This window comes from Parabacteroides gordonii MS-1 = DSM 23371 (assembly GCF_000969825.1).
GTDB lineage: Bacteria > Bacteroidota > Bacteroidia > Bacteroidales > Tannerellaceae > Parabacteroides > Parabacteroides gordonii.
Map to the genome: position 1 here is coordinate 512,969 of NZ_KQ033919.1, position 12,131 is coordinate 525,099.

Genomic DNA, 12,131 nt, shown 5'->3' on the forward strand with positions numbered 1-12,131 from the left:
TTGACATGGTTGTTTTTGCATCGGGTGTCAGTATAACGTTGCATCGGGTGTCGATGTAGCGTTACACTTAGTCTCAATGCAGCGTTACATCGAAGCTAGATGCAACGTTGCGTTTGGGTGAGACGTAATTTTCAGTTTTGAATTCCCTGTTTTCAATTTTATAACTACTTTTGTCCTGCAATAAATAAACAGATATTATGAGGATAGAAGAAAATTACTCGCTGGAAAAGCATAACACTTTCCATTTGCCGGTTAAAACACGTTGGTTCATGGAGTATGCCGATGAAGAAGAGCTGGGACGTATTTTGCATGATGAGTATTTCCAGGAATGTTTGTCGTTACATATAGGAAGTGGTAGCAATCTGTTATTTATAAATGACTTCAACGGGATTATCCTGCACTCGGCCATAAAAGGCATGACGCCGGTGAAGGAAACGGACGATCATGTCTATCTCCGTGTCGGTGCCGCCGAACAATGGGATGATGTCGTTGCCTATGCCGTATCGAACGGGTGGGGAGGTATCGAAAACCTGTCGCTTATACCCGGGGAGGCCGGAGCAGCCGCTATCCAGAATATCGGCGCTTACGGTGCAGAGGTGAAGGATGTGATCGAAACGGTGGAGACCTACAACCAGTTGACTTTCGAGAAACGTATCTTCACGAACGAAGAATGCCTGTACGGTTACCGCAGCAGCTATTTCAAAAACGAACATAACGATCCGCATATTGTTACTTATATAACACTGCGGTTGGATAAACACCCCCGCCTGTCCGTTAACTACGGTAACCTGAAGGATGAGTTGGCTAAATACCCGGAAGTCACCCTGAAGACGATCCGGGAAGCCGTCATAGCCATCCGCCGGGAGAAACTTCCTGATCCGGAGGTGCTGGGAAATGCCGGAAGCTTCTTTATGAACCCGGTCATCCCTGCCGCACAGTTCGAGAAACTGAAGACGCAGTATCCGGAGATACCATCTTACCCTGCCGGCGAAGGCAAGGTGAAAGTACCTGCCGGCTGGCTGATCGAACAGTGCGGCTTCAAAGGAAAATCGCATGGGGCGGTGGGAGTGTACGAGAAACAGGCGCTTGTGCTGGTCAATCTGGGAGAGGCCAGGGGGCACGAGATCGCTTTGGTGGCCGAAAGTATCCGTGCCGCTGTGAAAGATCGTTTCGGCATAGAGATAATGCCGGAGGTTAAATATGTAGGATAATGAAAATTAATTTTTTGGGAACGGGGACTTCTACCGGAGTTCCCGAAATTGGCTGTCAGTGTGAAGTTTGTACGAGCAAAGACCCGCGCGACTGGCGCCTGCGTACATCTGTCTTGGTGGAAACGGAAGGGAAACGCATCCTGTTGGACTGCGGCCCGGATTTCCGTTGGCAAATGATACGAAGTAAGACGTATGAGCTCGACGCCGTTTTGATTTCGCACGAACACTACGACCATGTAGGAGGATTGGACGACCTGCGTCCTTTTACCCGTTATACGGATCTGGATATCTACGCCGAAGAATATGTGGCCGAGGCGATAGAAACCCGCATACCGTATGCTTTCCGTGAACATAAATATCCGGGCGTGCCGAAGTTTGCCCTCCATCATATTAGCAATGAGCCTTTTATGGCAGCCGGCCTGCCGATCCTGCCGATCCGTGTGATGCACGGGCGCTTGCCTATCCTGGGTTACCGGATAGGGGATATGGCCTACCTGACCGACCTGAAGTCGCTGCCGGAAGAAGAATATGCCAAGTTGGAAGGATTGAAACTACTGATCCTCACTGCCCTTAAGCAAGGGGAACATCCTGCGCACGAAGGGTTGGAGGAAGCGTTGGCAAAGGTTGAACGTATCCGTCCGCAGGAGGCCTACCTCATTCATATGAGTCACCGGATAGGTTTGCATGCCGAGGTCGAAAAGATATTGCCCCCGCATGTGCATCTGGCTTATGACGGTTGCGTGGTGGAAGTGCACCCCGTATAAAACACTTTCCCGTCCTCTTCGTAGCTCTGGCTGGAGATATGGAGTTGCGGGAAATGCTGTTCGAGCCGTAACGAAAGTGTATCGGCGATAGTTCGGTAGAGCGTGTCGGCCGGGGCATGGTAAGGCAGGTTGCTGAAATAACAGATGTTGCCTTCGCTCTCAAACAAGTCGGCTCCCAGCCACCTGTCGTCAATCTTCCACTGGGTGGAGTCGTTCGTCTTTACGTAGAGGTTGAGCTTCTCAGAGCGGATCAGCAGGTTAAGGGGCGCATTCCGGTCGAGCGATTTGCACAGGTGGATTTGTTCTTTTTGCAGCTGATTCGTATGGTTGGTTTGCATGGTGGCTACTTCTTCAAGCAGCTTCTTGCTGTAACTGGCCACCCAGATGCCCTCGTACTGATAATATCCGAAAAAGCGATTTCCGGCATCCGGGAAATAAGTGAACGTAATCTCTCCTTTTTTCTGTTTTTGGGGCTCGAATGCTCCGAAGGAACTCTTCAGTATTTTATTCTCGATATTGTCTACGATGCTTTTGTCCGCTTTGGCGTACATCACTACCCCTTGCGTGTGGAAAGAGAACTGTAAGGCAGGTATCGCCGTGTTCTTTTGGACGATCGAGAGGAATATTTCGGGTATTTCCGATGCAAAAGCCTGATATACCGGCTGCTTGGTCAGTATCAGTTTGGCAAAGGCGGCCGGGCGGTTTACGGACAGAATGGCCTCCGGCGAAGGAGCTGTCAGCGTATAAAGGTCGGTTTGCGCCACATTCTTACCCTCTTCCATATCACCGAAAAAGTAGTAGACTGCTGACAGCGTAGCGAGAGCAGTTATGATAAAAATGACTATTTCCCGCTTATAGGCCATCATGTTTTACGTTTTTGTTGTCAGGAAGTGCTTGCACCAGGGCTTGAGGCCGCACGCTTCGCATTTAGGTTTCCGGGCGATGCAGGTGTACCGTCCGTGAAGGATTAGCCAGTGGTGGGCGATCGGGATCATTTTCTCCGGTATATGCTTCACCAACTCTTTTTCTGTTTCGAGAGGTGTTTTGCTGTTGTTGGTCAGACCGATGCGGTTGGCCACGCGGAACACGTGGGTGTCTACCGCCATCGCCGGCTTGTTGTAGACCACAGAAGCAATCACGTTGGCCGTTTTGCGTCCCACACCCGGCAGTTTCTGCAATTCGTCGATGTCGGAAGGCACTACTCCTCCGAAGTCGGAGATCAGCATCCGGGCCATCCCGACCAGGTGTTTCGCCTTGTTGTTGGGGTAGGAGACGCTGCGGATATATTCGAAGATGACTTCGGGGGTGGACGCTGCCATCACCTCGGCCGTCGGAAAATCTTCAAACAATGCCGGGGTTATCATATTCACCCGCTTGTCTGTACATTGGGCAGACAGGATCACGGCAATAAGCAACTGATAGGGGTTGTCGTAATGCAACTCCGTTTCTGCCACCGGTACGTTTTCGTTGAACCAGTTGAGCACACCTTTATATCGTTCCTCTTTTCTCATCTTTATTATTTCACGAAAGATAATACATTTTTTCCGACCAGCAAACCCAGAAATACGGCAATAAGTCCTAAAACATTGCTCGCCAGTATGTTTATGAATGCAAGTTTATAATCGCCGGTTTTCATCAGCGACATTGTATCGAGTGCAAACGAAGAAAAAGTGGTAAATCCGCCGAAAAGTCCGGTAAACAGGAATGCCCGTGTGTTGACGGAGAAGTTGTAACTTTCGGCCAGGCTCCAGCAAAAGCCGATCAGGAAAGAGCCTATTACGTTGACGGAAAGAATTCCGAAGGGAAAGGAGTATTGCAACAAACGCTGTACCCACATGGAAACTCCATAGCGTAATACAGTGCCGATTGCACCTCCTGTAATTAAAATTAAAACCTTTATCATGTTATCCTCCTTTGTGTGTTTCCCCCGGGCTGGTTAAAGGCCCGGGGAAGATGGTAAATGATTTAGGCTTTCAATTTAATTGGCTGATTCGAATTGTTTCAGGAAACGAACATCGTTCTCTGAGAACATTCTAAGGTCTTTAACTTGGTATTTCAGGTTTGTGATACGTTCGATACCCATTCCCAGGGCGTAGCCAGTATAAACTTTACTGTCGATACCGCAACTTTCCAAAACATTCGGGTCTACCATACCGCAACCGAGGATTTCTACCCAGCCGGTATGCTTACAGAATGCACATCCTTTGCCGCCGCAGAGGTTGCAGGAAATATCCATTTCCGCAGAGGGCTCCGTGAACGGGAAGTAGGAGGGGCGTAAACGTATTTTTGTTTCCGGGCCGAACATTTCTTTTGCAAAGAAAAGCAGGGCTTGTTTCAGGTCGGCAAATGAAACATTCTTATCGACGTACAGCGCTTCTACCTGGTGGAAGAAACAGTGTGCGCGGTAAGAGATCGCTTCATTGCGGTACACACGTCCCGGGCAGATGATACGGATAGGAGGCTGTTGAGTCTCCATCACGCGGGTCTGTACGGAGGATGTGTGTGTACGGAGTAAAACGTCCGGATTATGTTGTATGAAGAATGTATCCTGCATATCACGAGCAGGATGGTCTTCGGCAAAATTCAATGAAGAGAATACATGCCAGTCGTCTTCGATTTCGGGGCCTTCTGCGATGCTGAAGCCCAGACGTCCGAAGATGTCGCATATTTCCTTTTTAACAAGAGAAAGCGGGTGGCGTGTTCCCAGTTCAACGGGATAAGCCGTACGGGTCAGGTCGATATCATCGTTGCCTGTCTGCACGTTATCGAAACTCTCTTTCAGTTCGTTTATCCTGTTCTGAGTAGTTTCCTTCAGTTGGTTAAGGAACTGTCCTACTTCACGTTTCTGATCGGCCGCCACGTTGCGGAAATCATTCATCAGCGCGGAGATTTCTCCCTTTTTGCTGAGGTATTTGATGCGTAAAGCTTCCAGCTCTTCGGCATTTGCTGCCTTCATGTTCTCTACTTCTTGTAGCAGAGCCTTGATTTTATTGATCATTTCTAATCATATTTGTTTTCGACGTGCAAATTTAGTCCTTTCTTTTGGATACTGCAACCGATTGTAGCAGGTTTTTCAGGAAAAAAGATTGCTTCGGATGGAAAAGTTACTCTGATAGGAAAGAATGGTCAGTTTCAGGCTATCCCGGTGATTGTGCCATAGTAGTGGCACAATTGTGCACTAGGTATGGCATTTTTGTGCACTACGTGTGGCACAACTGTGCCATAAGCAATGCACAATTGCTTTATCCCTAATGGGGATCGATATCTGCTTCATGTAGAACCTGACCGATTGGTTAGAAATTGTAGGCCAGCCCCACGCCGAGTATCTCTTTGAACTGCACTTTTGCGCCGTGTTTGGTGCCGTTGTCGTCGAATGTTTTCACGTCGTTGTCGTATTTAAGCGTCGTGTTGAGCGTGGCGGAAAGGAATTTATTGATCTTCATGCTGATGAGCATATCCCAGTTGACGTCGATGTTGCCGAACTGGTTGCTGTAAGGGGTGAAGAAGTCGGCCGTCGTGATCAGGCTCACGTTTTCCATCACCGGCATTTCGGCACGAGCCTTGAGATAAGCACCGCATTCGATCTTGAAACGGTCGCCCGGATCGACACCGAAAGCTCCGATCTCCGACAGGTAATCGTCTTCCACAAAAGTCATCTTGGCCGAAACGGGGGAGAGGTAGACTGAATAGTTGCTCTTCGGACGGTATTCCATACCCAGCGAAACGTTGGAGTAGGCCGGGGCGAAGAAGTTGGAGATATAATGCTCCTTGTCCGGGTAATTGTAACCTTTGGCGAACTGCGTGTTGAGGTCGCCCATTAGGGTGTAGAACCAGACATTGTTGGTCGAGTAGCCCAGCTGGGTGGAAAGTCCGATCTTGTCGGTGCTTTTGCGCATGCCCTGCGACTTGGTTTTCGTCAGTCCGTAGTCGAGTACGAGGTTGGTCACCCAAAGCCAGTTGCCGTTTTTATGTGTCAGCGAACCGTTGAGGTAAGCATTTCCGGCTACGGAGTTCTCGCCGCCGGCCGACCAGTTGGTCATCGCCGTTTGCGACAGGTTGAGGCCTGATACGCCTTTCAATACATATTTTCCTTCCTCATAGCCTTTGTCGTCGGTCTGAGCATATCCGATCGTTGCCAGTGCGGCAAATAATATCATGAATAATGTACGTTTCATTTTATCGTTTATTTTAGTTGTTTTAAATAGAGGGTACCCTATTATTTAAACATGTTTGGTTATATTTTGTTTAAACGTACATTTGTTTTGATTTCATTTAGCTCAGCAAAACCATGAGCAACGGCATATAGTCTTTGAGTTCGACGCGGAGGATCTTCAGCGCTTGTGAGATGCGGTAGGCCACAGTTTTGGGCGAAACCCCCGTCCTTTCTGCAATCTCATTATAGGTAAGGTTGTCGAAACGGTTCATTTCGAACGCTCTTCTATAATCCTCCGGGAGCTCCCGGATCGCCTTGGCTGCCAAGGCGATCAACTCGTTTTCTATGTAAAAGTCGGGATCTTCAAACTGGTTTTCGAATTTGGCGAACAGCTTTTCATGCACCCGTTGCTTAATCTGGTTGTGGGTGATGTTATTCAGGCATTTGTTTTTCACCATCATAAAGAGCAATGATTTCAGCGACAGTTCGGGAACCAGCGAAGCACGGTTTTCCCAGAGCCACATCATTACTTCCTGTACGATTTCTTCTATCTCAGTTTCGGCTACATATTGGGAAGCGAAGGCGCACAGCCCCCGGTAATATTGCTTGTAGATCGTGTCGAAGGCGTGTTCGTCCCCCGTTTTTAAGAGATGTAAGGTTTGTTCATTTTCCGTAATCACAATAGCTAGTTTTTTGTTTCGTACAAACATAGGCAATTATTTCCTTATTAAACAGGCAAAGCCCGGAATTTTTTTATGCTTCCGGGCTTTGAATTTGAATTAAATAACTATTTCTTTGCTTTCTTTCCCTGGTTGGCTACCGCTTCCATCAGCTTTTTGATTTCTTCGGGGTCACCCAAGAAATAATCTTTTACCAGGATGCCGTCGTCGTCGAATTCGAGCACGTAAGGCACTGCGGTGGGAAGGTTCAGATGCACGATGTCTTCGTCGGCTATATCGCGTACATATTTAATGATACCCCGCAGGCTGTTGCCGTGGGCGGTCACCAGGATCTGGTCGGACGTCTTGAGCGAAGGGAAGATAACCTCTTTCCAGTAGGGCAGGATGCGTTCTACGGTATCTTTCAGCGATTCCGTGCGCGGCAGCTCATCGTCGGGCACATTCTTATAACGGAGCTCGAAGCGCGGGTTGCGAGGGTCGTCCTCTCCGAGGGCATGCGGGGCCACATCGTAACTTCTGCGCCAGATGTGTACCTGTTCGTCGCCATACTTCTCGGCTGTCTCGCTCTTGTTGAGCCCCTGCAGGTCGCCGTAATGCTTTTCGTTGAGTCGCCAGCTTTTTTCAACCGGAATCCAGTCCTGATCCATCCGGTCGAGTACGTTATTTAAAGTTTTTACAGCACGTTTCAGATAAGAGGTATAGGCTTTGTCGAAAACGAACCCCTCTTTTCGCAGCAGGTCGCCTGCCTTACGGGCTTCTTCTATTCCTTTTTCGGTGAGATCGACATCGGTCCAGCCGGTAAAACGGTTCTCCTTGTTCCAGGCACTTTCGCCGTGGCGGAGTAAAACAATCTTTTTCATAAACTTTTTTATTAGTGATAACTCTCTGTCTTATAGGATAACAACCGAACAAGCGGAAAAGATTTTGAATTTTTTCTAAAAATAATTGCATTTCTGTTTAGTAGGTTTATTCGCTGAATTGTATTAATATTAGAAGCAGAAGAATATGAAAACGATAAACGAGGAAATATTATTACAGTACATCGACGGAATGTTGACCGCAAATGACGCGGCAGCCGTGGAAGAGTGGCTGGCTGCTTCTCCCGAAAACGAGAAGTTGCTGGAGCAGCTTTATTTCACCCGTGAAGTGGTGAGTCGGGTACGCGTGATGCAGTCGGTCGACCCCGAACAATCGTTACGCCGTTTCAAAGCGCAAGTTCATAAGTTAGATAAGAAGGTTCGCCTTCGCCGGATGATTGGTTTAGCACAGCGGGTAGCCGCAGTTCTGTTTGTTCCGTTATTAGTTTTAGCTGCATTCTTCTGGATGCAGGGAGGTAAAAAGGAGGTGCGCATGGTTGAAGTGCGCACCAATCCGGGCGTCGTTTCGATGTTCAACCTGCCCGACGGTTCACGCGTTTGGCTGAGCTCGGCCAGCCAGTTGACGTATCCGTCCGACTTCGTGGCCGGTAGCCGCGAGGTGGAACTCGAAGGACAAGGCTATTTCGAAGTAACGCATAATGCTGCACAACCTTTTATCGTCCATGCCGGACAGGAGTATGAAGTGGAAGTGCTCGGAACAACTTTCAACGTCGCAGCGTATTCCGACGACGACCGGATCGAGACAACGCTGGTGGAAGGCTCCGTCAACGTACATGTAAAGACTGTCGGCGGACAGGAACTATCCCGCCGGATAAGGCCCCGCGAAAAGGCAACCTTCACCAAAACAACGAAAGAGCTTGAAGTGGAAACCGTTAATCCGGAACATGAAACAGCCTGGAAAGATGGCGAACTAATCTTCCGCAATCATCCGATGTCGCAGGTACTTAAGGTATTAAGCCGTCACTACCATGTGAAGTTCGAGGTGAAAGACTCCCTGGTACTGAAGTCGATCATTACAGCCAGGTTTAAAGATGAACAACTACCCCAGGTGATGGAATATCTCCGTCTGGCTTCGGGGATCAAATATACTATCCACAAAGTACCTGTTAACTCAACTCAAACGCAAGACATCCCGATAATAGAAATATCAAAATAATAAACTAGTATTAATTGTTAAATAATCTGATTGCCTATGGAATATACTTAGGAATTTCAACCGACGTGTGCTGTTTTGAACGACAGCCTTATATATCTATTGTTTAATTCATTAAAAAAACACAAAGTTATGAAAACCAATTCATAAATACTTTGTAACCCTAAATAAGAATGATATGAGATACTCTTTATTAAAGAATTGCTCAGGATTAAGAAAATTACTGGGTATTTTCATCGCACTGGTAGCATGTGGTTACCTGAGTGCACAGCAGGTTTCCGGCGTAGTGACGGATGCAAATGATGGTTTCGGACTTCCGGGCGTAAGCGTTTTGGTACCCGGTACTACTAACGGTACAATCACCGACGTGGATGGTAACTATACACTTGATGTGGATGGTGGAAAAGATCTGCAATTCAGTTATATAGGATACGCAACGATTACGGTTGCCATCAACGGCAAAACTAAGATCGACGTAGAATTAAGTGAAGACACACAGAAAATAGACGAGGTAGTGGTTACCGCTTTGGGTATCAAGCGCGAAAAGAAAGCGCTGGGATATTCTATGCAGGAACTGAAAGGGGAGTCGCTTACCCAGACTCGCGATGCAAACGTGGCTAACGCCCTGGCTGGTAAAGTGGCCGGTTTGCAGATCAAACAGAACGGTACTGGTGTAGGCGGTTCTACCCGTATCGTGATTCGTGGTAACAACTCGATTGCCGGTAACAATCAGCCGTTGGTTGTAGTCGACGGTGTGCCTATCGACAACTTCAGCGGGGGTACCGACGACTTCTACGGTAACGGTAACGTGGACAAGGGTTCCGGTATGTCGGATATTTCGCCCGACGATATTGAAAGCATGTCTGTTCTGAAAGGCCCGGCCGCAGCTGCGCTGTATGGTAGCCGTGCCGGTAACGGCGTTGTGATGATCACAACCAAGAAAGGTTCGCAGTCGAAAGGCGTAGGCGTAAACTACAACCTGAACTTTACTGCTGAGAACCCGATGCAGACTCCTACTTTCCAGAACGTTTACGGACAGGGTGCAGCCGGTGCCTTTGATAATAATGTATATGGTAGCTGGGGCCCGAAGATGGACGGATCGACAAAGGACATGGCTTTAGGTTCATTCGGTTATGCTGCACGCGACAACAATTTGTATAAAGACTTCCTGCGTACCGGTACTTCCTGGACGAACAGTGTCGACATCAGCAAGAGCTCTGAAGATATTACTTTCCGTGCAGGTGTGACCCGCCTTGACAACAAAGGGGTAGTTCCTAACAGCGGCCTCGACCGCACCTCTATCAATTTGCGTTCTACCGCTAAATTGGCTAAATGGTTATCTGCCGACGTGAAAGTAAACTATATCAACCAGCATACCAATAACCGTATCAAGCTGGCTACCGACCCCGACAACATTTTCCTGAATTACCTGAGCATGCCGCGTAGTGTGGGCTTCTCTGATTATTCCGGTTATGAATCCAACAACTGGAAACGTGCCGATGGTAGTGCTGCCGGTTTCGTAGTGGATCACAAGACAAATGCGGAGAGCCCCTTCTGGTCTGCCTACCGTATGACTAACAATGATAAGAAAGACCGTTTGATTGGTTTCGCAGCTTTGGATTTCACATTTACAGATTGGTTGAGCTTGAAACTGCGTTCAGGTATGGATAACTATACCGTTCAGTATGAATGGGTTCGTGGTACAGGTACACCGTACTGGGAAACAAACGGTAGTATGCAGGCCAAATCCGAAAAATTCAACGAGATCAACTCCGACTTCCTGTTGACTGCCAAAGGTAACTGGGATCGTTTCGGTATCGTGGGTACAGTAGGTGGCAATATCATGTATCGCTCTACCGCTCTTTATACCGAGAACTCCGGCGAATTTATCATTCCCGATTTCCATGCTATCGCCAACGGTAAGACACATGGCGGCGAGTATGAAAAGACACGCAAACAGATCAATTCTGTCTATGCAACGGCTTCTATGTCATGGGACGATTACCTGTATCTGGATTTGACAGCCCGTAACGACTGGTCGTCTACCTTACCTAAAGACAATGCTTCTTATTTCTATCCGTCAGTGGGTGCAAGCTGGATCTTTACCCAGATGATCAATAAGATGGGTGGTAGCACAGGTTTCCTTACTTTCGGTAAACTGCGTGCTTCCTGGGCACAGGTAGGTAACGATACCGACGCATATATGTTGCGCGACTATTATAAGATCGGTTATGATATCAAGGGTGGTATCTTCAGCGCGAACAACGAAGATTGGATGGCTAATCCTAACCTGAAGAACGAAACGATCAACTCCTGGGAATTGGGTCTTGAACTGAAAGGTTTCAACAACCGCGTAGGTGTCGACCTGGCTTACTACAAGAAAAACTCAAAAGATCAGATCCTTAAGATCGATGTTCCTTCCGCAACCGGCTTTAAGAAGAAAATGATCAACGCTGGTAATATAGAGAATAGCGGTGTCGAGATCGCTCTTAACGCTACTCCGGTGATTACTGAAACAGGCTTTACCTGGGACACTCAGCTGAACTGGTCAAAAAATAAGAATAAGGTCGTTTCACTGACCAGCGATACGAAAGAGCAGATTTTAAGTGACCCTTCCGTTACCTTCCTGAAAATCGTGGCTCACGAAGGGGGTGCTTTTGGCGATATCTACGGATATGCTTACGAGCGTGACGATAATGGTAACATAATGGTCGGTGCCGACGGTGTGCCCTTGCGTTCAGAAGATATGGTGAAACTGGGTAACAACCAGCCGGACTGGATGTTGGGATGGAACAACTCTTTCTCTTACAAGAACTTCTCTTTGAACTTCTTAATCGATATGCGTAAGGGTGGTGATGTATACATGGGATCTATCCGTCAGGGTTCAACCAATGGTTCGTTAGAAATGACACTCGACGGACGTGAAGACGGTATCGTTGTTCCGGGTGTACTGGCCGACGGTTCCAAGAATACACAGAATGTAAGTGCTGAAAAGTATTGGAACGGTATCTCCGGTATTACGGAAGCCTGGATGTATGATGCAACCAATATCCGCCTGCGCGAGCTGAGCCTGGGTTACAGCGTGCCGAAGTCAATGCTTTCAAAGACTCCGTTCACAGCATTAAAGCTTAGCTTCGTTGCCCGCAACCTGTTTATGATCTACAGTAAGACCAAAGGGTTCGATCCGGAAGCAGCTTATACTTCAGGTAATGCACAAGGTATCGAATACGGTTCTATGCCGACGATGCGTAGCTTAGGTTTCAACCTGAATGTGGCTTTCTAAAATCTACTA

The 12,131-nt window shown here is 47.8% G+C and carries 11 protein-coding genes; 4 read left to right on the forward strand and 7 right to left on the reverse strand.

Features of this window, described 5'->3' with window-relative positions; genetic code table 11:
- Nucleotides 1–197: 197 nt before the first annotated feature.
- Nucleotides 198–1,211 carry a UDP-N-acetylmuramate dehydrogenase gene (gene murB / locus HMPREF1536_RS02085; protein ID WP_028730480.1) on the forward strand — a complete coding sequence of 338 codons (1,014 nt, stop codon included), beginning with the start codon at nt 198–200 and terminating at the stop codon, nt 1,209–1,211.
- Nucleotides 1,211–1,975, forward strand: a complete 765-nt coding sequence (locus HMPREF1536_RS02090; protein WP_028730481.1) for an MBL fold metallo-hydrolase — start codon at nt 1,211–1,213, stop codon at nt 1,973–1,975. The genes murB and HMPREF1536_RS02090 overlap by 1 nt, the downstream gene beginning before the upstream one ends.
- Here the strand turns inward: HMPREF1536_RS02090 and HMPREF1536_RS02095 are convergent.
- The 7 genes from HMPREF1536_RS02095 to gpmA form a co-directional block, all read right to left on the reverse strand.
- Complete coding sequence (locus HMPREF1536_RS02095; protein ID WP_028730482.1) at nt 1,939–2,841, reverse strand: hypothetical protein; 903 nt, start codon at nt 2,839–2,841, stop codon at nt 1,939–1,941. The genes HMPREF1536_RS02090 and HMPREF1536_RS02095 overlap by 37 nt on opposite strands.
- A gap of 3 nt (nt 2,842–2,844) precedes the next feature.
- Nucleotides 2,845–3,486: an endonuclease III gene (gene nth / locus HMPREF1536_RS02100; RefSeq protein WP_028730483.1), complete on the reverse strand. Its 642-nt coding sequence runs from the start codon at nt 3,484–3,486 to the stop codon at nt 2,845–2,847.
- Nucleotides 3,487–3,491: 5 nt separating this feature from the next.
- Entirely contained in the window at nt 3,492–3,878 is a 387-nt protein-coding gene (gene crcB / locus HMPREF1536_RS02105) for a fluoride efflux transporter CrcB (RefSeq protein ID WP_028730484.1), read from the reverse strand.
- 75 nt (nt 3,879–3,953) lie between these two features.
- Nucleotides 3,954–4,973, reverse strand: a complete 1,020-nt coding sequence (pheS, locus tag HMPREF1536_RS02110; RefSeq protein WP_028730485.1) for a phenylalanine--tRNA ligase subunit alpha — start codon at nt 4,971–4,973, stop codon at nt 3,954–3,956.
- A gap of 295 nt (nt 4,974–5,268) precedes the next feature.
- Entirely contained in the window at nt 5,269–6,150 is an 882-nt protein-coding gene (locus HMPREF1536_RS02115; protein ID WP_028730486.1) for a DUF3078 domain-containing protein, read from the reverse strand.
- A 97-nt stretch (nt 6,151–6,247) separates the two neighbouring features.
- Nucleotides 6,248–6,808: an RNA polymerase sigma-70 factor gene (locus tag HMPREF1536_RS02120; protein WP_087880928.1), complete on the reverse strand. Its 561-nt coding sequence runs from the start codon at nt 6,806–6,808 to the stop codon at nt 6,248–6,250.
- A gap of 107 nt (nt 6,809–6,915) precedes the next feature.
- Entirely contained in the window at nt 6,916–7,668 is a 753-nt protein-coding gene (gene gpmA / locus HMPREF1536_RS02125) for a 2,3-diphosphoglycerate-dependent phosphoglycerate mutase (protein WP_028730488.1), read from the reverse strand.
- A gap of 145 nt (nt 7,669–7,813) precedes the next feature.
- Here gpmA and HMPREF1536_RS02130 point away from each other — a divergent pair, with 145 nt between their 5' ends.
- Together HMPREF1536_RS02130 and HMPREF1536_RS02135 are read left to right on the forward strand one after the other, a co-directional pair.
- Nucleotides 7,814–8,842, forward strand: a complete 1,029-nt coding sequence (locus HMPREF1536_RS02130) for a FecR family protein (RefSeq protein WP_028730489.1) — start codon at nt 7,814–7,816, stop codon at nt 8,840–8,842.
- A gap of 175 nt (nt 8,843–9,017) precedes the next feature.
- Nucleotides 9,018–12,122, forward strand: coding sequence for a SusC/RagA family TonB-linked outer membrane protein (locus HMPREF1536_RS02135; protein ID WP_028730490.1), 3,105 nt, complete (start codon nt 9,018–9,020; stop codon nt 12,120–12,122).
- Nucleotides 12,123–12,131 lie beyond the last annotated feature (9 nt).